Origin of the sequence: Paracoccus niistensis (genome assembly GCF_042432925.1) — a bacterium.
Classification (GTDB): domain Bacteria; phylum Pseudomonadota; class Alphaproteobacteria; order Rhodobacterales; family Rhodobacteraceae; genus Paracoccus; species Paracoccus niistensis.
Map to the genome: position 1 here is coordinate 122,907 of NZ_JBHLWE010000034.1, position 25,977 is coordinate 148,883.

Genomic DNA, 25,977 nt, shown 5'->3' on the forward strand with positions numbered 1-25,977 from the left:
GGCCCGGATCACCAGATGAAGTCGTCCACTCCCAGGCTGGCGAGCGAGGTCCACTCGATCTTCAGCGAGGCCGTGCCATCGTTGAAGAAGACATGACCGCCCGATTGGGTCAGGTGCTCGCGCACGTCGGCGAAGGTGTCGAGGCCCGCGAAGCTGCGCAGGTCGATCTGGTCGTCGTCGCTGCTGTCATTGAAGTTGCGGATCGTGTCCCGCCCGCCGTTGAAGATGAAGCGGTCATCGCCCTCACCCCCGCGCAGCAGGTCATTGCCGGCGCCGCCGTCCAGAGTGTCGTTGCCTTCGCCCGCCGCCAGGTCGTCATTGCCTGCGCCGCCGAGGATCAGGTCGTTGCCTTCGCCGCCGATGACGATGTCGTTGCCGGCGCCCGCGTTCAGCGTGTCGTTCCCCTCGCCGCCGAAGACCCGGTCGCCGCCCGCACCCGAGAAGACGTTGTCGTTCCCTTCGCCTGCGTTGATTGAATCCGAGCCGCTGCCCGCACGGATCGTGTCATTTCCATCATCGGCGTTGATGCGGTTGTTGCCTTCACCACCGTCGATGAAGTCGTTGCCGTCATCGTCGGTGATCAGGTCGTTGCCTGCGCCGCCCCACAGGCTGTCATTGCCGTCGTCGCCGATGAGCCGGTCATCCCCGGCCTCGCCCCAAAGGCGGTCATCGCCATCGCCCCCGACGAGGGTATCGTTGCCGGCCCGTCCCCAAAGACGGTCGTCGCCCCCGCGCCCGCGGATGAGGTCACCCAAGGTCGTGCCGACAAGACTGTTGTCGTCGTCGTTGCCATTGATGGTCGCCATGTCGCGTCTCCTTCTCTGATCCGGTTTGGGTCAGAAAGGGTAGGCGCAGGCCCGTGTGACGCCCGCATGACAAATCCGGGATCATCTGCGGCCCGGCGGGAAACCGCCCGTCAGGTGCCGCATTGGGCCTGTTCTTCCTCCTTGCTCAGAAAGACCTGCGGCTCGGGGCGTTCGCTGCTGGCATAGGCGACCGCGAATTCGCGACTGTTGTGCATCCAGCCGAAGCGGCCGTCGGGGGTCAGGACGATGCCCCCGGCCTCGCCGCCGATGTCGGCCACGTGGCGGACGGCAAGCTCCAGCGCGGCGTCCGGCTTTATCTGCCCAAGTGCGTGCATGACCCGCGCCGCCAGCATCTTGCGCGCGATATGTTCGCCATCGCCGGAGAAGGCCACCGCGCCGACGCTGTTGTCGGCATAATAGCCGCAGCCCGGCATGGCCGAGTCGCCCATGCGGCCGACCGGAGTGCCCTCAAGCCCGCCGGTCGAGGTCGCCGCGACCAGCAGCCCGTTCCGGTCCAGCGCGACACAGCCGACGGTGTCGTGGGCTCCGGCCTTTTCACGTTTCTGCCCGCTTGTCGCCTTGAGGGCGACGGGATCGCAAAGCTCCAGTCCCTTTTCTGCGGCGAAGTCCCGCGCGCCCGGACCCGCGATCAGGATGGTCTCCTCTTCCAGCATGGCGCGGGCCACGCTGACGGGATTGCGGACGCCCTGAACGACGCCCACGGCGCCGACGTTGAAGGACTGACCTTCCATCACGGCCGCGCACATCTCGACCTCGCCCGCACGGTTCGGAATGCTGCCATAGCCACAGTTGAAGATCGGGTCATCCTCGAGCACCCGCAGGGCGGCCTCGGCCGCATCAACGGCCGAGGCCCCACGTTCCAGAACTGCCTGCCCGGCAGCAAGCGCCCGCAGGCAGCCCGAGCGGTTGGCCTCGGCTTCCTCCGGCTCGATCTCCTTGGCGCCGCCGTGCAGAATGATCGCCCACATGGGATGCTCCTGATGGAAGTCTTCCTGTTCGTACCGGCGCGTGAGGCGATCCTGCGAGGCACCGGTCCCGGATGCGCCGGACCAGTCCGGATCGACCCGCGGTTACGGGTCGTCCTCCGAAAAGGCCTGCGGACGGCGCCCGGCGATGTCGAAGCGGTCGCCTGCGCCCAGGACATGCAGCGTCACGTCGAAAAGCGACAGCACCCGGTCGGGTTCGGCATCGGCGATGTTCGAGTGGGTGATGCGATGCCCGTCCACGACGGTCACCCCGCCGCTGCCGATCACGCGGAAACTGTCGCCCTCGACCACGATGGCGGTGTCCTCGTCGATGCCGATCCCCAGCGTGCGCGGGTTCTGCGACACCGCACCGAGCAGACGCCCGATCCGGCCGCGTTCCGCGAAATGCTGGTCGATGACCACGTCCTTGACCAGCCCCAGCCCCGCCGCCATCCGCAGGTCGCCGATGCGGTGGGATTCCGCCCCTGCGCCCCGCACCAGCATCGTGTCGCTCATGACCGAGGCGCCTGCCGAGGTGCCCGCGATCACCGCGCCCTGACGGTGCAGCTCATAGATGCGCCGTTCCAGCGGCGTGTCGCCGATCTGGCTGGTGATACGCAGCTGGTCGCCCCCGGTGAAATAGACCCCGGCGGCGCCGTCCAGCAGCGCCAGCTTGGCGCTGTCATGGGCTTCCTCGCGGTTCTCGACATAAAGTTCGACCAGTTCGGTGACGCCCAACTTCTCGAAGGCGGGTCGATAGGCCTCGTAATAGCCCTCGGGCTCAGACGAGGCCACGGTCGCAAGAACCAGACGGCCCCCGCGCACGCGCCGCGCGACTTCCCTCAGGATGACGCTGTCCTCGTCCTTGCGCTCATGCCCGCCGATGACGATCAGTGCGCCCGCCGTCACGGTTGAACCTTGCGCAGCAGACCGTTGGCCCCGATCTCGGCCCCCTCGGGCTCGGGAAAGGGGGGCAGGGCCCAGCCCGCGCCCATCCGGGGGCGGAGCAGATCGGGGTCGGTGCCCGCAGGGGCGATCAGTTCGACCTCCCCGTCAAGCGTTGGCAGGCGCAGCACCGGCTCGACCTTGGGGCGCCTGGGTTCCGGCTGCCAGTCAAGCACCTGCCGCCACATCTGCTCGACCTCGGTCGGGGTCAGGACCACCAGATCGCCGGGACGGGCGAGCCTCAGGCAGGTGTCGGCCGCCTCTTCCTCGTCCAGCACGCAATGCATCCGCTCGGCCGGGAAGCCTGCGGCCCGCGCGCCCTCGGCCAGAAGGCCCACGATCTCGCCCTGACCGCGGCCGCGCCGGGCCGGGTCCTCACGGAAGACGATCTCGTCGAACAGGCCGGCCGCGATGCGGCCCATCAGGTGCATGTCCTCGTCGCGCCGGTCGCCGGGGATGCTGACCATGCCGATGGCGCGGGGATGGCGCGCCCTCAGCCCCGCGACCACCCTGCCGAGCGCCGCCAGCCCCGCCGGGTTGTGGGCATAGTCGAGGATCACCCGGAAGCCGTGCGCGTCATGGATGTTCAGCCGCCCCGGCGATTGCTCGTAAGAGGTGGTGAAGCTGGACAGGGCGCGGGCCACTGCCTCGGGCTCCACACCCTGGGCAATGGCCATGGCGGCAGCGGCCATGGCGTTCTGGACGTTGAACTCGGCCAGGCCGTCCAGCGTGGCCGGGATCTCCCCCACCCGCATCAGGCGGCGGGTTTCGCCATGCCGGTGCAGGACAAGCATCCCGCCCTCACGGACCACCGCCATATCGCCCTGAGCCACATGCTCGCGCAGGAAGCCCGGCATCTCCTCCCCGCCCTTGAGCGAGAAGAAGACGATCCGCCCGCCCGCATGGCGGCGCATGGCTACAGTCAGGGGATCGTCGGCATTCAGGATGCTCGCGCCCGAACGGTGGACGGACTCGGTGACGATTGACTTGACCCGGGCCAGGTCCTCGATGCTGTCTATGCCCTTCAGGCCGATGTGGTCCTCCTGCACGTTCAGGACGGCGCCCACGTCGCACCAGTCGAAGCCGAGTCCTTCACGCAGCATCCCGCCGCGGGCAGTTTCCAGAACCGCCACCTCGACAGTGGGGTCGCGCAGCACCTTGCGCGCGCTCTGAGGGCCAGAGGCGTCCACCTCGGCGATCAGGTGGTCGCCCACCTGGATGCCGGAGGTGGTCGTGAAGCCAACGGTCTTGCCCAATGAGCGATAGATATGCGCCAGCATCCGCACGGTGGTCGACTTCCCGTTGGTGCCGGTGACGGCCAGAACCGGAATGCGGCCATTGCTACCGTCCGGGAACAGCCGGTCGATCACAGGGCGGGCCACGTTGCGGGGCTGACCCTCGGACGGCTCCAGATGCATGCGGAAGCCGGGGCTCGCGTTCACCTCGATCACGCCGCCGCCGGTCTCGCGGGCCGAGCGGGTGATGTCGGGCAGGGTCATGTCGATCCCGGCCACGTCGAGCCCGATCACCTGCGCGGCACGAGCGGCCAGCCAGGCGTTCTCGGGATGGATCTCAAGCGTGCGATCGATGGCGGTGCCGCCGGTGGAAAGGTTCGCGGTGCCGCGCAGAAAGACCTGCTCGCCTGCCCGGGGCACGCTGTCCGGGGTCAGCCCGGCCAGTTCCAGCCGCGCGCGGACATGGTCGTCGATGACGATCTTCGTCATCACCTTCACATGCCCCTCGCCCCGGCGCAGGTCGCGGTTCTCGGCCTCGACCAGTTGCGCGATGGTGGACCGGCCGTCGCCGGTCACATGGGCAGGTACGCGCTCGGCCACGGCGCAGACCTCGCCGCCGACGACCAGCACGCGATAATCGCGGCCCCGGAACTGCTGTTCGACGATGACACGGCGGCTGTGGCTGCGGGCTTCCTCGAAGGCGGCCTCCAGCTTCTCGGCGCTGTCGATGTCCAGCGTCACGCCCCGCCCGTGGTTGCCGTCGAGCGGCTTCACCACCACGGGCCAGCCGAGGTTCCCTGCGGCCGCCAGCGCGTCGGTAACCGAGCGCACCACGGCGCCCTGCGGCACCGGCACGCCCGCGTCGTCCAGAAGCGCCTTGGTCAGGCTCTTGTCCGAGGCAGCTTCGACGGCCAGCGAAGAGCTTTCGCCCGTCACGCTGGCGCGGATGCGCTTTTGCGCGGCGCCGTACCCAAGCTGGACGAAGCTGTTGGCGTCAAGCCGCATCACCGGAATGTCGCGCCGCCGCGCCTCGTCCACCAGTGCGCGGGTGGTGGGACCGAAGCCCACGCGGCCGATCAGCCGGGAAAGGTCCTGGATCGCGGCCTCGACATCCACGCTGCCGTCGGCGCTGCGGGGGGCGGGAGTGTCGTCAAGCCGCGACAGGCCGGTGATGCCGCGCAGGTTCGCAGGCAGCAGTCCGTCCACGATTTCCAGCGCGAAGCGCCCGGCCATGCGGCCCGCTTCCTCGTAACCAAAGGCGAACATGACGTTGTAGACGCCGCGCTGCCCCCGGACCGAGCGGGTCTTGCCGCGCGTGACCGGCGTTCCCGCCTTCGATTGCAGTTCCAGCGCAACATGCTCGGCCACATGGCCCAGCCAGGTGCCGTCGCGCAGCCGGCGCAGGAAGCCGCCCGGCTCGCCGAAGCAGCAGCCATGTTCGTGAAGGCCCGGAAGCGCCTGCATCAGCCGGTCAGTGAAGCCCTGCAGTCGGTTCGTGGGCCAGTCTTCAAGCGCGCCGAGGTCCATTTCGATCCGCACCATCGGCGTGGCACTGTAGAGATGGGGGCCTCGATAAACTCCGGTCCCGCGAACCTGCATGGGAGTGGCGGAAACTGAACACATGATGTTCTCCATTGTATGGCCCGCAGGCAGGGACCATGAGCAACCGGAAGTTGCGGCGAGTGATGTCTGCCGGATCAATCTCGGACAGGGGTCCTCGGCTCCGGGTGCGGAACATCCTGTAAGCTTAAAGAATGTAAGCAGGAATTCTGCTTGGCCAAGCAGAGAGGCTGGTAGATGAACCGGCTTGGTTCCCGCTTGTCAGCAGGACCGCATGAGACACTCTGCCGGATAGAGCGCCCTTGTTCCGCGAGCAGCAGGTTTCGTCCTGACTTGCGCGAATGGCGTTCCGATGGTTGCACGCAAGGGCAAACCAACTTTTTTTAGTCGGGTCCTTTCCCGGCCGATGTGCGTTGAGGCGCGAGGATGACGTTCGTCGGTCTTTCCTCGCACCCGCCACACAAAGGATTCGACAGATGTTTCTTCGCGTCGACAAGTTGCAGGTCGAACTGCCCGCGCCCGCGCGGCAGGATCCGAACGCCGGTGCCGCACTCCAGGAATTGCTGGGCGGCAAGTACGGCGAGATGTCCACCTTGGGCAACTACCTGTTCCAGAGCTTCAACTTCCGCTCCAAGAACAAGCTGCGGCCGTTCTATGAACTGGTAGCGGCGATCACTGCCGAGGAACTGGGGCACGTCGAACTGGTCTCGAACGGCGTCGCCATGCTGAACAACGGCCCCGATGTGCCGGGCGCCGACGAAGGTGACGGGGGCGACATCTCGAATGCGCCGTTCGAGATGATGAAGGACATCCGTTCGGCCGCGTCCTTCTATAGCCATGCGGGCGGGTCGGTCCCGGTCAACTCGAACTCCATGTCCTGGAACGTGGACATGGTCACGACGACCGGCAACGTGATCATCGACCTGCTGCACAACTTCCACCTGGAATGCGGCGCGCGCCTGCACAAGCTTCGGGTCTATGAATCGCTGACCCAGGACAACGTGACCGGGCGCGAGATCTGCGGCTATCTGCTGGTGCGGGGCGGCGTGCATGCCCATGCCTATGGCCTGGCGCTCAAGCGCCTGACGGGCGTGGACATCCACCAGATGCTGCCGACGCCGAACATTCCGACCGACAAGGTGCCCGAGGCGCGCAAGTATCTGCAGGCGGGGTCGCACCGCCGCATCTACACCTTCTCGCCCGGCGACTACCAGGCGCTGGCGGGGGTCTGGAGCGGCGAGGCGCTGCCGACCGATCCGCCCGGACCGCTGGAAGTGATCGAGGGGATGCCGGAAGGCGGCAAGATCCACCAGCTTGTGGGCGTGCCCTCGGCCTTTACCCCGGATTATGCGCCCGAGGAAATGTTCGAGATTGCCGAGAAGCTGACCAAGGCGGCCATGCAGGGCGGCGGCTCGCTGTAAGGCAACCCGGTGGCCGACATCGGTCGGCCACCGTTTCCTCCCTCAGGCGGCTTTCGCAGCCTTTGCGGCCTTGCGCCGGGCCACGCGGGCGCGGATCGCCTCGACATCCGTGATCGGGGTCGCGGCGAAAAGCTGGCGCGTATAGGGGTGCTTCGGGTCCGCGAAGACTTCCTCGCGCGTGCCCTGTTCCACAGCCACGCCCTCGCTGATGACCATCACGTCGTCGGCGATGTAGCGCACCACCGACAGGTCATGGCTGACAAAGACATATGTCAGCCCGAACTCGTCCTGCAGGTCCGCGAGCAGATTCAGCACCTGCGCCTGCACCGACAGGTCCAGCGCCGACACCGGCTCGTCCAGCACCAGAAGCGAGGGGTTCAGCATCAGCGCCCGCGCGATGGCGATCCGCTGCCGCTGGCCGCCCGAGAACATGTGCGGATAGCGGTTGAAGTGTTCCGGCCCCAGGCCGACCTTGACCAGCATCGCCTCGGCCCGCGCGCGGCGCTCGTCTGCGGGCACGTCGGTGTTGATGACCAGCGGCTCCATCAACACGTTGCCGATTTTCTGGCGCGGGTTGAGGCTGCCATAAGGGTTCTGGAACACCATCTGGACCTTGGACCGCATCGCCGGACCCGGACGGGTCTTCGAGATGTCCACGCGTTGCCCGTCGATCAGCAGTTCGCCACCCGAGGGCGCGTCGATCAGGGCGATGATGCGCGCCAGCGTCGACTTGCCAGAGCCGGATTCGCCCACGATTGCGAGGGTCTTGCCTTTCTCGACCTTGAAGTCGATGCCCTTCAGAGCCCGCACGGTCTTGGCGCCGCCGAACAGTCCTCCGGGAACATGGTAATCCTGGACCAGCTTGCGGCCTTCCAGCACCACGGCGCTCATCGGGCGGCCTCGGCCGCGAAGAAGTCGGACACGGTCAGAAGCCGGTCGCCGGTCGCGTTTTCCGGCAGGGCCGACAGCAGCGCCTTTGTATAGGGGTTCTGCGGGGATTCGAAGATCGACAGCACGTCGGCGTCCTCCATCTTCCGGCCCTTGTATTGCACGACGACGCGGTCGGCGGTCTCGGCCACCACGCCCATGTCATGGGTGATGAGGATCAGCGCCATGCCGTAATCCTCCTGCAGGTCCATCAGCAGGTCGAGGATCTGCTTCTGGATCGTCACGTCCAGCGCGGTCGTCGGCTCGTCCGCGATCAGCAGGCGGGGCTTGGACGCAATGGCGATGGCGATCATCACCCGCTGACACTGGCCGCCGGAAAGCTGATGGGGATAGGACTTGAGCTTCTCCTCGGGCGAGGGGATGCCGACGGCGCGGAACAGGTCCAGCGCGCGGGCGCGGGCCTCGCGGCGGCCAAGCCCGAGGTTCAGGCGCAGAACCTCCTCGATCTGGAAGCCGACGGTGAAGGCCGGGTTCAGCGAGGCGATGGGCTCTTGGAAGATCATGGTGATCTCGCGCCCGATTAGGCGGCGCCGCTCAGCCTCGGACATTGCCAGCAGGTCGCGGCCGTCATAGGTCATCTCGTCGGCGGTAACGGTGGCGGTGTCGGGCAGCAGGCCCATCACCGCCAGCATCGACACCGACTTGCCGGACCCGGATTCGCCCACGATGGCCAGCACCTCGCCCCGGTCCACGCGGATGTCCACGCCATCGACGGCGGTGAAGCTGCCGGTGGCGGTGGCGAAGCGGACGGTGAGGTTGCGGATGTTCAGGATCGCCATGCGTCAGCTCCGCTTGAGTTTCGGGTCGAGCGCGTCGCGCAGCCCGTCGCCCATCAGGTTGATCGCCAGCACCGCGATCAGGATCGCAAGGCCGGGGAAGGTGGCGACCCACCAGGCGCGGGAAATGAACTCGCGCGCCTCGGCCAGCATGGTGCCCCATTCGGGCGCGGGCGGCTGCGCGCCCATGCCGAGGAAGCCCAGCGCGGCGGCGTCCAGCACGGCCGACGAGAAGGACAGCGTCGCCTGCACGATCAGGGGCGCCACGCAGTTGGGCAGGATCGTCAGGAACATGAGCCGCAGGTTGCCGGCGCCGGCCACGCGGGCCGCGCTGACATATTCGCGCTGCTTCTCGGCCATGACAGCGGCGCGGGTCAGACGCGCGAAATGAGGCTGGTAGACGATGGCGATGGCGATCATCGCGTTGGTCAGGCCGGGGCCAAGGACCGCCACCAGCACCAGCGCCAGCAGCAGGGATGGAAAGGCCAGGATCACGTCCATGATGCGCATGATCAGCGCATCCAGCCAGCCGCCGAAGAAGCCGGCGATCAGCCCGATGATGACGCCCCCCAGCAGCGCGATCGAGACGACCACGATGCCGATGAACAGCGAATACTGCGATCCCGCGATCAGCCGCGACAGAATATCCCTGCCCACGGGGTCAGTGCCCAACAGGAACTCGGCGCGGCCGCCATCCAGCCAGGCCGGTGGCAGCAGCAGCGCGTCGCGATACTGCAGCGTCGGGCTGTGGGGGGCGAGCCAGTCGGCGAAGATCGCCGTGAAGACCATCAGCAGGAAGATGCCGAGGCCCACGACCGCGCCCTTGTTGCGGCTGAAGTAGAACCAGAACTCGCTGAGTTGACGCCGGCGGATGGCGGCGTCCGAAAGCTTGACGGATACGTCGCTCATCTGTGGCGGATCCTCGGGTTGATGAGGCCATAGGTGAGATCGACCAGCAGGTTCACGACCATCACCACGCCCGCGATCAGCAGCAGGCCGGATTGCACGGCCGGGTAATCACGGCGCGAGATGGAATCGATCATCCACTTGCCGATGCCCGGCCAGGAAAAGATCGTCTCGGTCAGGATCGCGCCGGCCAGCAGCACGCCGATCTGAAGGCCGATGGTGGTCACGACCGGGATCAGGGCGTTGCGCAGCGCGTGGACGCCGATCACGCGGCGGCGGGGCATCCCCTTGGCGCGGGCGGTGCGGACGTAATCCTCGGACATGACCTCGAGCATGGCCGACCGGGTCTGGCGCGCGATCACGGCAAGCGGGATCGTGGCCAGCACGATCGAGGGCAGGATCAGGTGCTGCACCGCCGAGGCGAAGGCGCCGTCCTGGCCCGAGATCAGGCTGTCTATCAGCATGAATCCGGTGACGTTCGGGAAGAAATACATCAGCGAGATCCGCCCCGACACTGGCGTCCAGCCGAGATAGCCCGAGAAGAAGATGATGAGCAGCAGGCCCCACCAGAAGATCGGCATCGAGAAGCCGACCAGCGCCCCGGTCATCGACAGCTGGTCGAACCAGCTTCCGCGCTTGATCGCGGCGATGACGCCGATAGGGACGCCCAGCAGGACGGCGATGAGGATGGCGACCAGCCCAAGCTCGACCGTCGCCGGGAACAGCGACAGGAACTCGGCCAGCACCGGCTTCTTCGTGACCAGCGAGGTGCCCATGTCACCATGCAGCAGCCGGCCGAGGAAGTCAAAATACTGAAGCACCAGCGGCTTGTCGTAACCCAGTTGCGCGCTGAGTTCGGCGTGCCTTTCCGGGGTGACGCCACGCTCGCCCGCCATCAGCAGCACCGGGTCGCCCGCAAGGAAGCGCGGGAAACTGAATGCGATGATGGTGATGCCGATGAAGGTCGGGACGAGGTAGAGCAGTCGTGAGAGGATGAAACGGATCATTCGCCTCTTTCCTGTGGGATGCGCGGAGGTCCGGCCCCGCGCATCCGGTTGGTACCCGGCGGGGCCGGATTATTCCGCGATGTCCACGGTCTCGAAAGTATAGTCGCCAAGCGGGCTCATGACGAAGCCGGTGACGTTCTGGCGCATCGGCACGTACTGGGTCGAATGCGCGATGGTGAACCAGGGCGCCTGTTCCTTGAAGATCACCTGCGCCTGCTCATAAAGCTTGGTCCGCTCGGCTTGGTCCGAGGTCACTTTCGCCTGCTGCAGCAGGTTGGAAAATTCCTCGTTGCACCAGAAGGCACGGTTCGCACCGCCCTCGGTAGCCGAGGCGCAGCTGAGCAGGACCGAAAGGAAGTTGTCCGGGTCGCCGTTGTCGCCGGTCCAGCCCAGGATGACCGCGCCTGCGCGGCCCGGGTCCATCGACTTGGACAGGTATTCGCCCCATTCATAGGACACGATATTGGCCTGCACGCCGGCCTTGGACAGGTCTTCCTGCATCAGTTCGGCCGTGCGGCGCGCGTTCGGCATGTAGGGCCGCTGCACGGGCATCGCCCAGATTTCCATTTGCAGGTTCTCGACGCCCGCTTCGGCCAGAGCGGCCTTGGCGGCTTCCGGATCGTAGGGGTCGTCCTGGATCGCGTCGTTATAGGACCACATGGTCGGCGGGATCGGGTTCTTCGCCGGCTCGGCCGCGCCCTGGAACACCGCGTCCACGATGGCCTGCTTGTTGATGGCCATGTTCAGCGCCTTGCGGACCTTCGGGTTGTCGAAGGGCGCGACGGTGGTGTTGTAGGCGAGGTAGCCCACGTTCAGGCCGGCCTGCTCGTCCAGCTTGAGGTTCGTGTCGGCCTTGATCGCCTCGATGTCGGCCGGGGCAGGGTAGGGCATCAGGTGGCATTCGCCGGCCTTCAGCTTCTGCAGGCGCACGGCGGCGTCCGGGGTGATCGCAAAGACCAGGTCGTCGATCAGCGGCGCGGTGCCCCAGTAGTCGGGGTTCTTCTGGAAGCGGATCACCGCGTCCTTCTGGTAGGCCACGAACTTGAAGGGGCCGGTGCCGATGGGGGCGTTGTTCAGGTCTTCCTTGGTGCCCGCCGCTTCCAGCGCGTCGGCGTATTCCTTGGACAGGATCGACATGAAGGGCATGGCGACGTTGGCCAGGAACGGCGCCTCGGGCTGATTCAGCGTGACCTTGACGGTCAGGTCATCGACCTTCTCGACGGACTTCACCAGCTTGGGCATGTCCATCGAGTTGTAATATTCGTAGCTCAGCCCCGGGATGTACTGGTTCCACGGGTGGTTGGCATCGGCCTGACGCTCGAACGAGAAGACGACGTCATCGGCGTTCATGTCGCGCGTGGGGGTGAACTTGTCGTTCGAGTGCCACTTGACGCCCGGGCGCAGCTTGAAGGTGTAGACGGTGCCGTCCTCGGACACTTCCCAGCTTTCCGCCAGGCCCGGCTCGACCTCGGTGGTGCCCTTCTTGAACTCGGTCAGGCGGTTGTAGACCGGATGCGCCGAGGCGTCGAAGGTGCTGCCCGCGGTATAGGGCGCGGGGTCGAACCCTTCGGGCGAGGCTTCGGAACAGTAGATGAAGGTCTTGGCCATGACCGGCGTCGCGGCGGCCGACAGGGCGATCGCCGACGCGGCGATCAGCCCGCGGGAGAGAAGCGTCATCGAAGGGTCCTTTCACTCACTGTTGAGAGTCGTTCTTCCCCGATCACGCCCTGCGCGCCGGAGGCTGTTCCGTTCTATAGAGGAAGTCGCGGCAGATATTCCACTGTGCAGTGAAGCGTTCGTAACGTCAGGCCACGTTCGCGTCAGGACCGAAAGGCCGTTCGATATCATAGGCCGGCGGGCAGAACCAGCGGGGTCCGTCCCCGGTCATGAAAACGATATCCTCAAGCCGGATGCCGCATTCGCCGTAAAGGCAAAGCATCGGCTCGATCGAGAAGCACATGCCAGGAGCCAGAGGGGTCCGGTTGCCCTTCACGATGAAGGGGTCCTCGTGAATGTCGAGACCGAGCCCGTGCCCCGTGCGATGCGGCAGGCCGGGCACCGCATAGCCCGGCCCGAAGCCCGCTTGGGTCAGGTGATCCCGCGCTGCCTGATCCACCGATTCGCAAGGCGCGCCGATCCGGGCGGCCGCGAAAGCAGCTGCATGGGCGGCCCGCTCATGTTCCCAAAGCTCGCGCTGGCGGGGGGTAGGGGTGCCGAAGACATAGGTGCGGGTGATGTCGGAGGGATAGCCGTGCAGCCGCGCGCCCATGTCCACCAGCACCATGTCGCCAGGCTGCAATTGCTGCGGACAGGGAACGCCATGGGGGTAGGCCGTGGCCTCGCCGAACTGCACCGCCGCAAACAGGGGCGACAGCCCTTGCGCGCGATGGGCCGCGTCGATGAAGGCGCAGACCTCGGTGGTCGAGACGCCCGCACGCAGTCCCTGCCACACGGCGCGTTGCACCTGCCAGCTGGCAGCCATGGTGGCCTGCATGATGGCGATCTCGGCGGGCGACTTGATCTGCCGCATGGCCGAGATCAGCCCCTTGGCCGGGACCACTCGCCCCTCCATCGCCGCAGAGATGGGGGCCGCGAACAGGAACGGCGTGGTGTCGTCCAGCGCAAGTGTCGCGCCCTCGCCACAGCGGGTGCCGACGGCGGCGGCGATCAGGGCATAAGGATCTTCGTCTTCTTCCCAGCAGGCGATCTCGCCGGGCTGGCGCAGAAGGCTGCGCAGCTTCGGCTCCTCGAAGGTCGGGCTGACGTGCAGCGGCTCGCCTTCGGCAAAGATAAGGGCGCCATGGATGCGCTCGGACCGGCCCAGGGCGTGGCCCAGGAAGTAGACCAGCGAGGTCGAGGCATCCAGCCAGACCGCGCCCACGGCCTCGCGGCGCATGGACTGCTGAAGCGCAGCCCGGCGCGCCGCGAACTCGGCGTCCGTGATCGCAGGGACCGAGACAGGCTGAAAGCCACGCAGCGCTTGATCAAAGTCGGTATCAACAGTCATTACAGGCCCGCAGTGGATTCGCTGGCGCGTTCTGACCCCGGAATCGGGCGAACGGCAAGCCACCGGCCATGCCTGATCCGCGCGCCCGCAACACCACGCCCCTTCTTCTTCGAAAAGATATCCTGGGGGAGCCGGCTGCCCGCAGCCGGCGGGGGCGAAGCCCCCCTGTGACCGTGCAACCCGCGGCACCTCAGCCCGGCAGGGTCAGCGTCGCCTTCAGCCCCCCCAAGACCGAGCGGCCAAGATCAAGCCTGCCGCCATAAAGTCCCGCAAGGTCCGCGACGATGGCCAGCCCCAGACCCGCCCCAGACGGTCCCATCTCGTCCAGCCGTCCGCCACGGCTGAGCGCAAGGGCATGGTCCGCATCCGCCATGCCGGGGCCGTCGTCCTGGATTCCGACGACCAGCCTGCCGTCGTGCCGAGCCGCCGAAACCTCGATCCGGGAGGCCGCGTATTTGGTGGCGTTTTCCAGAAGGTTGCCCAGCATCTCCTCGAGATCCTGACGTTCGCCGGCAAAGCGCGCGTCGGGCGCGCCGCGGAACGTGATCGCCACCGCCCGGCTGTCCGCCATTCGGCGCAGGACCAGCAGCAGATCGTCGATGACCGCAGCGACAGGCGTGCTTTGTCCCAGCAGCCGGGGCGTGCCCGCGCTACGCGCGCGGCGCAGGTGCCAGGTGATCTGGCGGTCCATGCGGTCCACCAGCACGCGGCCGGGGTGATCAGGGGACAGGGTGTTCGCCAAGGCCGACAAGGGTGTGCGCAGCGAATGGGCAAGATTGCCAAGGTGCTCGCGTGATCGCGCAATGACCAGACGGTTCGCATCCAGCAGGGCGTTCAGTTCGGCCGCCATGGGGCGCAGTTCGGCGACCGTGGGCAGGGGCAGGCGCTCGGCCTGTCCTGCCCGGATTGCCCGGATGTCACGCCCCATCCGGTCCAGCGTCCGCAAGCCCCAGCCGACCTGCGCAAGGCTTGCCGCGGCAAGGCCCGCCCCCAGCACGATCAGGGACAGGGCGAGCGGCTGGCGGACACGGAACAGGGAGACGTCGATCTCGGACCTGGGGACCGTCACGACCACGGCCAGCGCTTCCTCTGCGCCGGGCAGGGTGAAGACGCGGCGCATGACGCGGAGGGGCTCGCCCTCGGGCCCGGTTCCTGCGCCGCCGCTGTAGCTGCCCGGTGGGGCGGCAAGCCTCAGGTCCAGCAGCGATCCCGACCGCGCGAGCAGAGCGCCAGCCCCGGTTTCGAGCTGCCATCCGTAAAGCGACAGGGGCTGCGACAGGCGCGGGTCCGTGGGCGGGCGGACAAGGGCAGGGCGGCCGTCCACCCCCACCTCGGTTCCGGCAATGACGGTCTCGGCAATGGCGGCGGCCTCGGCGTCGAAACGCTCGGTCACGAAGCGGTCCAGCACGCCGCCGATGATCCACCATGCCCCCAGCAATGCCAGCGTCAGCCACAGGGCGGCGGCGGCGAGCAGCCGCGCGCGGATGGAATCGAGGCGCGAGCGGATCATGCGGATCGCCGCAGGACGTAACCTTCGCCGCGCCGTGTCTCGATCAGCCCGTCGCCGATCTTCCGGCGCAGGCGGCCGATCACGACCTCGATCGACTTGAAGTCGCGGTCGCTGCCCGCGTCGTAAAGATGCTCGCTCAACTCGGTGCGGCTGACGATGCGGTCGGGATGGTGCATGAGATAGCCGAGGATGCGCGTCTCGAAGGGCGTGAGCTTCAGCGCCACGCCGTCACGGGTGATGACCCCAAGCTGCGTGTCATAGGCCAACGGACCCGCCGTCAGCACCACGCGGGCATGGCCCGCGGCCCGGCGCACCAGGGTCTGGGCCCGCAGGACGACCTCGTCCAGCCGAAAGGGTTTCACCGCATAATCATCGGCACCGGCCCGAAAGCCCGCCACCTTGTCGGACCAGTCGCCGCGCGCGGTCAGGATCAGGACCGGCATCGTCACGCCCTGCGCACGCCAGCGGGTCAGCACCTCGATCCCTGGCAGGCCCGGCAGGCCGAGGTCCAGAACGGCCACGTCATAGGGCTCGGTCGCGCCCGCGAATTCGGCATCGCGGCCGTCGTGGAAGACGTCGGGGACGAAGCCGCCCTCGGCCATGGCCTGCGCAAGCTGGGAGGCCAGCGTCGGGTCGTCCTCCACGATGAGACAGCGCATGTCAGTCGTCCTTTTCGTTCGTGCGCGCCGCGCCCAGGTCCGCGCCCCGCACCTCGAGAAAGCGGCCGGTCATGGCATCCATGCGGATGTCCACCACATCACGGCTGCGCGTCAGGATGCGGATGCGGTAGACAAGCGGGCTGCCGCCTCCTCGTTGCGGAACAAGGGCAATGTCCAGCACCTTGCCATCGAAGCGCCGCATCGCCCGCCGAACCGCTTGGTGCATCGGCATCACGTCCTTGATCGGTCCGGCAAAGCGTTCCTCGTCCTGCGGACCGAGGTCGAGACCGCGCGGCATCGGCGCGGTCCCTGTTGGCGGATGCGCATGGTACGGTCCCGGCCCATGGCGCGAGACCGCCAGCCCGGCCAGCACCAGGACCAGCGCGGCGACAAGAGCTGCCATCAGGAAACGCGGACGCATGCTGCAGGTTATAGCGGGAAAACCCAACCGGACCCAAACAGCCTGTTGGCGTCCGGTTCGGGCTTCGCAGGCTAGGTTCGATTCGATCGAAGGGCCATGGCCTTTCGACAGGACACAAACGAAAGGACTCGTCATGCTTCGCACACTCCACAGTTCTGCCGCCATGCTGGCGGCAATCGCCGCGCTGACCTCGCCGCTGGCGGCGCAAACGGCCACGGCCCCGCAGGACGCCCCCGCTGCGCCGGCCGCCTCGGCGCCGGCGGCCCCTGCAACGGCGCTGCCGTCCGCGCTGACTGAACTGGGCATCTCGGACGCCCGCATCCAGAAGGGCCGGCGCGGCGGCCAACGGGCCGAAGGCACGCTGCCCGGTGGGCAGGTCTTCCGCGCGATGCTGGACGAACAGTCGCAACTGCGGATGATCGGCGTCGAGGGCGACGGCGCGCTGCCCGCCGACATTGTCTCACGCCTTGTGCCCGAGGCGGTGCGCGGCAACGCGATCTTCGCCGAATTTGCACAGTTGCGCGGGATCGGTCGCGGGGACGAGGGCGTGATGCTGTTCGGCGCCGATGCGCAGGGCGAGGATATCCGCGCAGGCTTCTCGGCGGACGGCACGCTGCAGCGCTTCGGGCGCGGCGACATGGACCGCGACGGCGAGCGCCATGGCAAGCGCAGGGGCGACGGCGATCAGGGGCATCACCGGGGCGACAAGGGCAGGGACCATCCCGAGAGGGACGGCGACCGCGGCCGATCCGAAGGGGCGCGCGATAACGGCGGCCCGCGTCGGGAAGGTGCAGCGGCCCCGCTGGATGACGCCGCGATCCAGAACGTGCTGCGGGACGCGGGCTATACCCAGCCGGGCACGATCACGCGCGACGGCCCCCGGACCGAGGTCGAGGCGGTGAACCCCGAAGGCGAGCCTGTGACGGTCACGGTCAACCCCCGGGGCGTCGTGGTCCGCGAACTGGCGCGCTGATCGCGCAAGGGGACCGCGTCCGCGCGGTCCTCAGCGCCGCAGCATCGGGCCGAGGTGCGACAGATCGTAGCCCGCGCTCCGTCCGGCCGACAGGATCTCGTCGGCCGGGCGATCCCCGGCCTGACCCAGTGCCCAGGCGGTGGCCGATCGGGTACCCGACCTGCAATAGGCCAGCACCGGCCCGGGCGAGCTGTCTATGATCTCGCGGAAACGCGCGACCTGGTCGGGCCCGAGCTGGCCGGGAACGATCGGCAGGTAATGATAGGTCAGCCCGGCGCGAGTGGCGCGCTCGGCCATCACGTCGCTGCGGTGGGTCGGCTCGACCTCGGCATCTGGACGATTGGCGATCACGGTCGTGAACCCAGCCTGTGCAAGCGCGTCGAAGTCGTCCGGTTCGATCTGCGGCGTGACTGCGAGATCCGGTGTGAGATGGCGAGGGTTCATAGGATGTCCTGTCTAGGCAGTTCTGACGCGCATTGTGGTCCGTGACCCTTGCGTGTCAATCTGCCGGGCGTGCGCCGGGGCACATCTTTGAATGACATAATACAGATTATTTAGAAATTTGCTGCTGTGGACGTCCCCCTCTTGCGCAGCGCGTCACGCAGTCTTTCGGCCGACCCAGCCGCGCTCAGGCCGACGCGCGTCGCCGCAGCGGACCAACTGATGCCCTTTCGCGGATTTCGCGGTCAAGATCAGCGCCAAGATACAGGTAGTCCCAGCGATACTGCCCCGCCTGGAACAGCGCCGGCAGCTTCATGACGCGCAGGCTGCCCTGTGCGAATGTACAGATGCCGTCCTCGCGCAGTTCGGACAGCATGCGACTGGCATGGACCGGCGTCATTCCGCAGATCTCGGCAATGTCGGTCTGGGCCAGAGGCACGTCGAAGCCATCCAGGCTGCACAAGCCCCGCGCATGAAGCCGCACCAGCATCTCGCACAGGAAATTGGCGATCCGTGCCCGTCCGACAAGCCGCCCGATGCGGAAGATCCAGTAACGGCTGATCGACGCTTCGATCATCGAAATGCGCCAGAACTGCTTGTTTATTTCAATCTCTTGAAGATCAAGTGCCTGAAATCTTTCGTATGATGTTTCCTTCACCGTAGCAGCGCCGAAAGCACTTTTGATGCCCGTCCAGTGGCCCAGCAGGAAACCGAAAAGATCGACATAATCGCCCGGCAGGTTCAGGCTCAGGAATTGCCGCCTGCCCATCCGGTCCAGACGATAGATGCCCACGAGTCCGCTGGAAAGATAAAGCAGGCCCTTCCCTGTCGTCTTGCCGGATGAAATCTGCTGGCGGGGCCGAAGGGCAATGGGCGCGGACTGAATATCCGACAGAAGCCGAGCCTGAAATGGCGTGAAGACGGCAGGCCAGGCCCGCTCGATGGTCATCTCTGGCATGATCATCGTCCGACCAAGGTAACGAACAGTCCTCCTGCACATGCAACAGGGTTTCAACGCATCAGCCCTGCCCCGGTTCCGGTGACCCTGTGCCAAGGACATCGCCTCTAGTTGCGCGCGGGCGGCTCATGGTCTCGCACAAGATTGTGCATGGGAACCGTCAGTGAGATGCGCACGCCCTGTCGGTCGAGTTCTCGCCTGGCGCTTCCGTCAAGCTGGTAGCGGAACATTTCCTTCAGAACCAAGCTTCCGAAACCTTCGCGGCTCAAGCTTGCCGGGACCCCCCGTTCGATCCAATCAAGGTGCAGCATGGCCTCCCTGCCCTCGACCTCTGGCTCAACCCTCCAGGCCACCCGCAGCTCGCCCCCTTCATCCAGGCCCAGCGCACCATGTTCGATCGAGTTCGTGACGAGTTCGTGGAACAGCAGGCCCATCACTTGGGCCGCGGCGGCATTCAGGTGCACCAGGGGACCGTTCAGTGACCATGCGTTCCGGCCGTCGCTGGCGTGCTGGTCGTTCAGCTCGTCCTCGACCAGATGCGCCAGGTCGAACGAGGCAGCCGGATCGCGCATCACGGCCAGGATGATGCGCCCGATCACGTCCATGCGCCCTTCCAGGTGCCAGGCATAGCTGTCCACGGTCGTGGCGCTTTCGGCAGACCAGCGGATGATCGACCGGATCAGGGCATAGCTGTTGCCCACCTGCCACCTGATCTCGCTCAGGTTCGAGCGCGCATCATCGGCGGCGTGTGGTTCAAGATCGTTCATGTTCCTGCCTGCTGATCCGCTCAAGTGGCGCCGCGACAATCGTTGCAGGTGGACGGTCTTCCGTCCGCCCGCCTGCGACACGGGTGTCCGGCATGGAGCCAGAACCGCCGGTGGTCGCCAAGGTCGGTGTAATATCCGGATTACTCAACCGCAAATCCGCAGACGGGCAGCAAGATTCTTGTGCTACAATCCCGATTGGGGCCGCTCTTGCCCCGGCCATCGACCTGCTCGGGTCGTCACGCACAGGGACAAAGGAGAGGATCATCATGACCGCTGCCACCCCGCCTCTCGCTGCGGTGAAGGGCTGTCGTATCCTGGTTCTCGAGGACGAGTTCTTTCATGCCAAGGATCTGGCCCGTTCCTCCGTTCCACGACGCTGTCGAGGCGCTCGACCGCAATGACGTGATCGACGCCGCCGTGCTGGACATCAGCCTGCGCCCGCAATCCGCCGCCAAAGCGTGATCTGGCCGGTTTCACCCTCCGCAGCCTTCCCTGTCGTGTCCCAGCCAAGGGGATTTGCAGACCCCTGACGGGTCGGCGTCACTGCCGGGCTTTGTGGCGCCGTGGCGGATCAAGCTCCGCCACGGCGCCTATGCGCTTACATCGAGGACATCCGGTCCATCACCAGCGAGGTTTCATTGCCCTGACAGGCTGCCATCAAGGCCGCGATCTGCGGGTCGGCCGAGGCGCCGCCCGAGGCAGTCGCACCTGTCGCCCCCGCTCCGCCCGAGGCCGCTGTTCCGCCGGTGGAGGCAGTGTCCCCACCCGAGGAGCCCATGCCCCCACCGGAAGAACCCGCGCCGCTTGCGCCGCTGGACGCCCCGCCTGCGCTTGCGCTGCCCGAAGTCCCGCCAGACGCGCTGCTGCTCGAGGCCCCACCAGATGCGTTCATGCTGCTGCCGCTGCTCCCCGAGGCGCCGCCAGTGGCACCGGCTGCCCCGCTGCCGGAGGTATCCGACCCGGCGCCACTGCCTGAACCCATCGTTCCGCTGGTGTCCCCGGAACTTCCGCCGGATCCGCCGGTGGCTGCCCCGGCCGAGGATCCGGTGGTGCCGGTCGCCGAAGTCCCCGAAGAACCGGTGCCCGCGGTGCGAAGCGCACTCATGGCGGTCATCTGCTGATCGGCGCTCAGCGCCATGAAATCGGCGCAGGTCATGGTTGCTGGGTCTGGCGTCTGGGCGAATGCGCTCCCCCCGAAGCTCGCCACGATCCCTGCAATCGCAAGCTTGCGTGCAAGATGCTGCATGACTTTCCTCCTCATGTTCATCGGCCCGAAGTGCCGATGGGGAAACACCGCCTGCAGGGCCATGTTCCTCCCGGACGGATTCAAGAATGTTGGCTCATCCATCCGGGACATGTCGCCGGTCAGCCGGGCAGACCCACATATGTTGCCGCCTTCAAGATGATTGAAATCGGAACTCCGGACCCTGCTGCGCGGTAGTGCGGAAGCAGTGGCGGTGCAGCGAGGCCCCATGTCGTTCCAATCCGAAGGTTTTGATCCGCTCGGGCCGCCGCTGACGCGTACTCCTGACCCAATGGGAACTTCCCGGCTGGACGGCCCTCCTGCCATGCAGGACCTGCAGCTCTGGGGCGGATGCGAATACACGGTGAACCGCGTGGGGGACCGCTTCTTCGACCAGTCGATCCGCTCGGGCCACCACGACCGCATCGGCGATCTTGAACTTTTCGCGGATCTCGGCCTGCACGCGCTGCGCTATCCTGTCCTGTGGGAGCGCGTCTCGCCGCACCATCCCGGCCAGAACGATTTCGGGTGGAGCGACGAGCGCATGGCCGAGATCCGCAGGCTCGGCCTGCAGCCCATTGTCGGCCTCGTGCACCATGGCAGCGGGTCCGTCTATACCAGCCTGATCGCGGACAGCTTTGCTCCGGGTCTTGCGGCCCATGCCCGCGCCACGGCCGAGCGCTACCCCTGGGTGCAGGACTGGACGCCGGTCAACGAACCCCTGACCACGGCGCGCTTTTCCTGCCTTTACGGCCACTGGTATCCCCATCTGCAGGAAGAGGACGCCTGCTGGCTGGCGCTTCTGAACCAGATTGACGCCACCCGCGCCGCGATGCGAGAGATCCGGCGCGTGAACCCCGCGGCGCGGCTGGTGCAGACCGAGGATCTGGGCTTCTGCCACGCCACACCGCCTCTGACGCGCGAGGCCACCTTTGAGAACGCCCGCCGCTGGCTGACCTGGGACTTGCTCTGCGGGTCCGTGGTGCCGGGCCATCCGATGTGGGCGCGGCTGGCCGAGCGTGGTTTCGGGCCACGGCTGCGGGCGATTGCCGACGATCCCTGCCCCCCCGATGTCCTAGGCGTCAACCATTACCTGACCAGCGAACGGCTGATCGACCACCGCATCACCCGCTATCCCGGCGTCGGCCCCTCGGCCGAAAGTGGTGGCCGCTATGTCAATGTCGAGGCGGTCCGCACCGTCCCCGGTGCCCTCGTCGGTATCGAGGCTCTGCTGATGCAGGCGTGGAACCGCTATGGACGCCCCATTGCCATTACTGAATGCCACAATGGCTGTACGCGCGAGGAACAGGCGCGCTGGTTCCTGCAGGTCTGGCGGGCCGCCCAGCGTGCCCGCGCGCAGGGCGCTCGGGTCGAAGCCGTGACTGCATGGTCACTGCTCGGGGCCTATGACTGGGACCGGCTGGTGATGACAGATGCGGGCCGCTACGAATGCGGCGTCTTCGACATGCGCGCCGGCAGCCCGCGCCCGACCGTCATGGCCGCGTTGCTGCGGGCGCTGGTGCGCGGGGACCGACCGCTTCACGCCGCGATCCTGGACATGCCGGGATGGTGGGACAGTGACCGGCGGCTCTGGCCCTGCGCCAGTCCGGCGCCGCCGTCCTGCCCTGCGGCGGTTGCCGAACCGGCCTCCGACCTTGCCTGTGCGCAGATGGATGCGCGCCCGATTCTCGTCACCGGCAAAAGCGGAACGCTGGGCCGGATGTTTGCCCAGCTTTGCGACATGCGCGGCCTGCCCTTTGCGCTGACAGACCGACAGGTGCTGGCGATCCACGATGCGGATTCGGTCGCGGCCGCTCTCGACCGGTTCGAGCCCGCGGCCGTGATCAACACCGCCGGGTTGGTGGACATCGACCGCGCCGAGGCGGAACCCGAACTGTGCTTTGCGGCCAATGTCGAGGGACCCGCGAACCTCGCCCGTGCCTGCCGGGATCGAGGGATCGGCTTCGTGACCTTTTCCTCGGACCAGGTCTTCGACGGTGCCAAGGGCAGCGCCTATGTGGAAGGCGATTCGACCAGCCCGCTGAACACCTATGGCCGCAGCAAGGCCGAGGCCGAGCGCTGCGTGCTGGACATCAACCCCGAGGCGCTGGTGATCCGCACAGCGGCCTTCTTTTCGCCCCATGACGTGCACAACTTCGCCGTCCATGCGGTCGAAGCCTTGCGCGCGGGCCGCTCCTTCACCGCCACGCAGGACAACTTCGTCTCGCCGACCTATGTGCCCGACCTGGTGAACGCCACGCTGGACCTGCTGCTGGACGGGGAAAGCGGCATTCGTCACCTGGCCACCCGTGGCCGCCTGTCATGGGCCGAGTTCGCACGCAGGATCGCTATGGGCGCCGGGCTCGACCCTGAACTGGTAGATCCGGTTGAGGCCGCAAGCCTGAGCCTGCCTGCCGAACGTCCGGCCGACGCGGCCCTTGCCAGCGAGCATGGCCAGCTTCTGGCCGGGATCGACGACGCCATCGGGCGCTTCCTGCGCGACTATCCGGCCTCTGCCCGGCAGGCGTGCTGAAGGCGCTGGAAAATTGCCATGTGCTGGCCGCCAAGACCAGACCGCCCGGATTGGGCGCTACTGTCCGGGCTTCTTGTTTCGGGCAGACAGCCATAGCCCGACGACCGCATGTTCCCCACGACGACGAAAGCGGCGGCGGGTCCGCAGTCAGTCCGCTGTGTATCAGGCGCCCGTCGGCATCCCAGGCATTCGCGCCCGGGATCAGCCGAGCCGATAGTTCGGCGACTCCCGTGTGATCTGGACGTCGTGCACGTGGCTTTCCTTTAGGCCTGCGCCGGTGATGCGGACGAACTGGCAGCCGCCGCGCATCTGCTCGATGGTGGCGTTGCCCGTATAACCCATCGCGGCCCGCAACCCGCCGACCATCTGGTGCAGGACCGCCGCGACCGAGCCCTTGTAGGGCACCTGGCCCTCGATCCCCTCGGGGACCAGCTTGTCCGAAGCCGCGTCCTTCTGGAAATAGCGGTCGGCCGAGCCGCGGGCCATGGCCCCCAGTGAGCCCATGCCACGGTAGGACTTGAAGGACCGTCCTTGGTACAGGATCACCTCGCCCGGCGACTCGTCGGTGCCGGCAATGGCGCTGCCGACCATGGCGCAGGTCGCGCCCGCCGCGATGGCCTTGGCGAAATCGCCCGAATACTTGATCCCCCCGTCCGCGATCACCGGCACGTCCCCCGCGCCCGACACCGCGTCCATGATCGCCGTCAGCTGCGGCACGCCCACGCCCGCGACGATCCGCGTCGTACAGATCGAGCCCGGCCCGATCCCCACCTTGACCGCGTCCGCCCCTGCATCGACCAGCGCGCGCGCCGCATCGGCGGTGGCCACGTTGCCCGCGCAGATCTCGGCATCCGGGAAGGCTGTCTTCAGCCGCGAGACGGCCAGTGCGACGCCCTCGGAATGTCCGTGCGCCGTGTCGATCACGACAAGGTCCACGCCCGCCTCGATCAGGGCCGAGGACCGCTCGAACCCCTCGTCGCCCACGGTCGAGGCGGCGGCCACGCGCAGGCGGCCCTGGTCGTCCTTCGAGGCCAGCGGGTTCAGAACCGACTGCTCGGTGTCCTTCAGGGTCAGAAGGCCGGTCAGCTTGCCCTGCCCGTCCGTCACCAGCAGCTTCTCGATCCGGCGGGCCTTCATCAGGCTGATCGCCTCCTCCCGGTCGGCGGGCTCGTGCAGCACCGCCAGGTTGTCCGAGCTCATCATGACGCGCACCGGCGTCCGGTCGTCGCTGGCAAAGCGCATGTCGCGGTTGGTGACGATGCCGACGACGCGACCGGTCTCGTCCACCACCGGGAAGCCTGTCACGTTATAGCGCAGCTGCAGCGCCTTGGCGTCGGCCAGCGTCTGGTCGGGGGTCAGGGTGATCGGGTCGTAGACGATGCCCGATTCGAACCGCTTGACGCGCCGGACCTCCTCGGCCTGCTTTTCCAGCGTCAGGTTGCGGTGGATGACGCCAAGACCGCCCGCCTGCGCCATAGCGATGGCCATGCGGCTTTCCGTGACCGTGTCCATGGCCGAGCTGACCAGCGGGATGTTCATGCGGATGCGGCGCGACACGCGCGTGGTCACGTCCGCGGTCGAGGGCATCACGCTGGAGGCGGCCGGAACCAGAAGAACGTCGTCGAAGGTCAGCGCCTCTCGAATCTGCATCGGAGTGATCCTGTCAGTGGTTCGTTTGGCAGTTTTCCCTTTCACGCGGGCGGCGGAAAGTCCAGCGGCGCCGTCAGGCAATCGCGGCGTTCGAGCGTGCGGGAAGGCGGTTCCGCATCCATTCCCGCAGCACCATCGCGAAGACGGGAAGCACAGCCAGCGTCGCCATCGCTAGCAGCAGACCCGCGATGATACGGTGCGGCTCGGTCGGCTGCGCCGCCCATAACGCCGTCCAGGCCGAGGCCGTCGCGGCCAGTGCAAATGCCGAAGCACCCCAGAAGGCCGAAAAGCCGCCCGCCAGCAGCCAGCGCGCCCCCAGCACCATCGCCAGAACGCCCGCGAGTGCGAGCCATGCAAGCAGGGTCCCCACCCCCGTCCATACCAGTTCCAGCGCCAGAATCGCCAGCATCGCGGAAGGGCCAACATGCAGCGCCAGCAGTACCCGCAGCGGCGGGGGAACGCGCATGGCCAGGACCTGCCGCAGGCTCAGCCCCCAGATCGCCAGCGCCGCAAGGATCGCGGGAAGGGCCAGCGCGGCTGCAAGAACCGGCCAATCCAGTGCAAGTGCCGCCCTTGAGGCGACTGCCAGCCCCGCGAGGCTGAGGTGCCAGTCAGGCGAAACCTGACGTCGCTCGGCCGGGCCGTCGCTCAGGACGCGCGCCAGCGTCACCAGCAGGATCGCATGGCACAGCAGTCCCAGGATCAGAAGAACCAGCCCCGCGCCTCTGCTCATCATCGCGCCCACCAGGGCGGCCAGCAGGTAAAGGCACAGGACACCCGCCCCTGTCCCTGCCCTGCCCGGCAGGATCTCCAGTTCCTCGGCCAGCACCGAAGGGCGCCGCGCAAGCTTGCAGCCATAGGCGAACAGAGCAAAGGCGGCCAGCGCCGTGACCATGCCGCCAAGCAGCTGCGCCACCCCTGCGGGCAGCGCGAACGCCGCGGCGCCCCCGGACCAGGCGAGCGACAGCTCCAGCTCGGCCAGGACGGCGAGGAACATCACCGGGGGCACCCGGCGGAACCGGCCCGGCGGCACAGGGCGGGGCATGGCGAAATGCAGGCGTTCACGGCTCATGGCGGCATGATTGCAGGCGGGCCGCCCGCTGCCAAGCGTGGCGGCCCGGTCACTGCCCCGCACCCGCCAGAAAGGCAACGTTGCGTCACTTGAACTTCCGCGATTGACCCAATTGGTCGTCGGGTCGCACATGGTGGACAAGAACCCGCTCCA

24 protein-coding genes are annotated in these 25,977 nt (G+C 67.1%); 5 read left to right on the plus strand and 19 right to left on the minus strand.

Annotated features, from left to right (window positions below):
• Positions 1–8: 8 nt before the first annotated feature.
• The 4 genes from ACFFII_RS11180 to cphA form a co-directional block, all read right to left on the minus strand.
• A complete protein-coding gene (locus ACFFII_RS11180; RefSeq protein WP_377698961.1) occupies positions 9–806 on the minus strand; it encodes a calcium-binding protein in 798 nt (265 codons plus the stop codon).
• Between the two features lie 110 nt (positions 807–916).
• On the minus strand, positions 917–1,795 hold the full coding sequence (locus tag ACFFII_RS11185; protein WP_377698962.1) for an isoaspartyl peptidase/L-asparaginase family protein: 879 nt from the start codon (positions 1,793–1,795) through the stop codon (positions 917–919).
• Positions 1,796–1,897: 102 nt separating this feature from the next.
• Positions 1,898–2,701: a cyanophycinase gene (locus ACFFII_RS11190; RefSeq protein WP_377698963.1), complete on the minus strand. Its 804-nt coding sequence runs from the start codon at positions 2,699–2,701 to the stop codon at positions 1,898–1,900.
• Complete coding sequence (gene cphA, locus ACFFII_RS11195) at positions 2,698–5,571, minus strand: cyanophycin synthetase (protein WP_377698964.1); 2,874 nt, start codon at positions 5,569–5,571, stop codon at positions 2,698–2,700. Before cphA ends, ACFFII_RS11190 begins: the two co-directional genes overlap by 4 nt.
• A gap of 437 nt (positions 5,572–6,008) precedes the next feature.
• On the opposite strand from cphA, the gene ACFFII_RS11200 reads away from it, so the two are divergent.
• The gene (locus tag ACFFII_RS11200; RefSeq protein WP_377698965.1) at positions 6,009–6,953 is read left to right on the plus strand and encodes a manganese catalase family protein; all 945 of its coding nucleotides are present in this window, start codon (positions 6,009–6,011) and stop codon (positions 6,951–6,953) included.
• A gap of 42 nt (positions 6,954–6,995) precedes the next feature.
• On the opposite strand, the gene ACFFII_RS11205 is transcribed toward ACFFII_RS11200, so the two are convergent.
• From ACFFII_RS11205 to ACFFII_RS11245, 9 genes are all read right to left on the minus strand, one after another.
• Complete coding sequence (locus tag ACFFII_RS11205) at positions 6,996–7,844, minus strand: ATP-binding cassette domain-containing protein (RefSeq protein ID WP_377698966.1); 849 nt, start codon at positions 7,842–7,844, stop codon at positions 6,996–6,998.
• Positions 7,841–8,680, minus strand: coding sequence for an ABC transporter ATP-binding protein (locus ACFFII_RS11210; protein WP_377698967.1), 840 nt, complete (start codon positions 8,678–8,680; stop codon positions 7,841–7,843). Before ACFFII_RS11210 ends, ACFFII_RS11205 begins: the two co-directional genes overlap by 4 nt.
• A 3-nt stretch (positions 8,681–8,683) precedes the next feature.
• A complete protein-coding gene (locus ACFFII_RS11215) occupies positions 8,684–9,586 on the minus strand; it encodes an ABC transporter permease subunit (protein WP_377698968.1) in 903 nt (300 codons plus the stop codon).
• Positions 9,583–10,590 (minus strand): ABC transporter permease subunit, encoded by a 1,008-nt coding sequence (locus tag ACFFII_RS11220; protein WP_377698969.1) that lies wholly within the window; start codon positions 10,588–10,590, stop codon positions 9,583–9,585. Before ACFFII_RS11220 ends, ACFFII_RS11215 begins: the two co-directional genes overlap by 4 nt.
• A gap of 69 nt (positions 10,591–10,659) precedes the next feature.
• Entirely contained in the window at positions 10,660–12,267 is a 1,608-nt protein-coding gene (locus ACFFII_RS11225) for an ABC transporter substrate-binding protein (protein ID WP_377698970.1), read from the minus strand.
• A 127-nt stretch (positions 12,268–12,394) separates the two neighbouring features.
• Positions 12,395–13,597, minus strand: coding sequence for a M24 family metallopeptidase (locus ACFFII_RS11230; RefSeq protein ID WP_377698971.1), 1,203 nt, complete (start codon positions 13,595–13,597; stop codon positions 12,395–12,397).
• Between the two features lie 190 nt (positions 13,598–13,787).
• Positions 13,788–15,107, minus strand: coding sequence for an ATP-binding protein (locus tag ACFFII_RS11235; RefSeq protein ID WP_377698972.1), 1,320 nt, complete (start codon positions 15,105–15,107; stop codon positions 13,788–13,790).
• Positions 15,104–15,766 (minus strand): response regulator transcription factor, encoded by a 663-nt coding sequence (locus tag ACFFII_RS11240; protein ID WP_377698973.1) that lies wholly within the window; start codon positions 15,764–15,766, stop codon positions 15,104–15,106. The genes ACFFII_RS11235 and ACFFII_RS11240 overlap by 4 nt, the downstream gene beginning before the upstream one ends.
• A 1-nt stretch (position 15,767) precedes the next feature.
• Complete coding sequence (locus tag ACFFII_RS11245; protein ID WP_377698974.1) at positions 15,768–16,169, minus strand: PepSY domain-containing protein; 402 nt, start codon at positions 16,167–16,169, stop codon at positions 15,768–15,770.
• Positions 16,170–16,320: 151 nt separating this feature from the next.
• Between ACFFII_RS11245 and ACFFII_RS11250 the strand changes: the two genes are divergently transcribed.
• Complete coding sequence (locus ACFFII_RS11250; protein WP_377698975.1) at positions 16,321–17,160, plus strand: hypothetical protein; 840 nt, start codon at positions 16,321–16,323, stop codon at positions 17,158–17,160.
• Between the two features lie 30 nt (positions 17,161–17,190).
• Here the strand turns inward: ACFFII_RS11250 and ACFFII_RS11255 are convergent, their stop codons facing one another.
• The 3 genes from ACFFII_RS11255 to ACFFII_RS11265 form a co-directional block, all read right to left on the minus strand.
• On the minus strand, positions 17,191–17,604 hold the full coding sequence (locus ACFFII_RS11255; protein WP_377698976.1) for a protein tyrosine phosphatase family protein: 414 nt from the start codon (positions 17,602–17,604) through the stop codon (positions 17,191–17,193).
• Between the two features lie 184 nt (positions 17,605–17,788).
• Complete coding sequence (locus ACFFII_RS11260; RefSeq protein ID WP_377698977.1) at positions 17,789–18,565, minus strand: Crp/Fnr family transcriptional regulator; 777 nt, start codon at positions 18,563–18,565, stop codon at positions 17,789–17,791.
• Positions 18,566–18,666: 101 nt separating this feature from the next.
• Complete coding sequence (locus ACFFII_RS11265) at positions 18,667–19,326, minus strand: HWE histidine kinase domain-containing protein (RefSeq protein ID WP_377698978.1); 660 nt, start codon at positions 19,324–19,326, stop codon at positions 18,667–18,669.
• A 339-nt stretch (positions 19,327–19,665) separates the two neighbouring features.
• Between ACFFII_RS11265 and ACFFII_RS11270 the strand changes: the two genes are divergently transcribed.
• Entirely contained in the window at positions 19,666–19,788 is a 123-nt protein-coding gene (locus ACFFII_RS11270; RefSeq protein ID WP_377698979.1) for a hypothetical protein, read from the plus strand.
• A 136-nt stretch (positions 19,789–19,924) separates the two neighbouring features.
• Here the strand turns inward: ACFFII_RS11270 and ACFFII_RS11275 are convergent, their stop codons facing one another.
• Positions 19,925–20,104, minus strand: coding sequence for a hypothetical protein (locus tag ACFFII_RS11275; RefSeq protein ID WP_377698980.1), 180 nt, complete (start codon positions 20,102–20,104; stop codon positions 19,925–19,927).
• On the opposite strand from ACFFII_RS11275, the gene ACFFII_RS11280 reads away from it, so the two are divergent.
• A complete protein-coding gene (locus tag ACFFII_RS11280) occupies positions 20,103–20,447 on the plus strand; it encodes a hypothetical protein (RefSeq protein ID WP_377698981.1) in 345 nt (114 codons plus the stop codon). The two genes, ACFFII_RS11275 and ACFFII_RS11280, sit on opposite strands and share 2 nt — an antisense overlap.
• A gap of 447 nt (positions 20,448–20,894) precedes the next feature.
• A complete protein-coding gene (locus ACFFII_RS11285) occupies positions 20,895–23,102 on the plus strand; it encodes an SDR family oxidoreductase (protein WP_377698982.1) in 2,208 nt (735 codons plus the stop codon).
• Between the two features lie 201 nt (positions 23,103–23,303).
• Here ACFFII_RS11285 and guaB read toward each other — a convergent pair whose 3' ends face one another.
• Together guaB and ACFFII_RS11295 are read right to left on the minus strand one after the other, a co-directional pair.
• Positions 23,304–24,752 carry an IMP dehydrogenase gene (gene guaB, locus ACFFII_RS11290; RefSeq protein WP_377698983.1) on the minus strand — a complete coding sequence of 483 codons (1,449 nt, stop codon included), beginning with the start codon at positions 24,750–24,752 and terminating at the stop codon, positions 23,304–23,306.
• 73 nt (positions 24,753–24,825) lie between these two features.
• The gene (locus ACFFII_RS11295; protein WP_377698984.1) at positions 24,826–25,824 is read right to left on the minus strand and encodes a TDT family transporter; all 999 of its coding nucleotides are present in this window, start codon (positions 25,822–25,824) and stop codon (positions 24,826–24,828) included.
• Positions 25,825–25,977 lie beyond the last annotated feature (153 nt).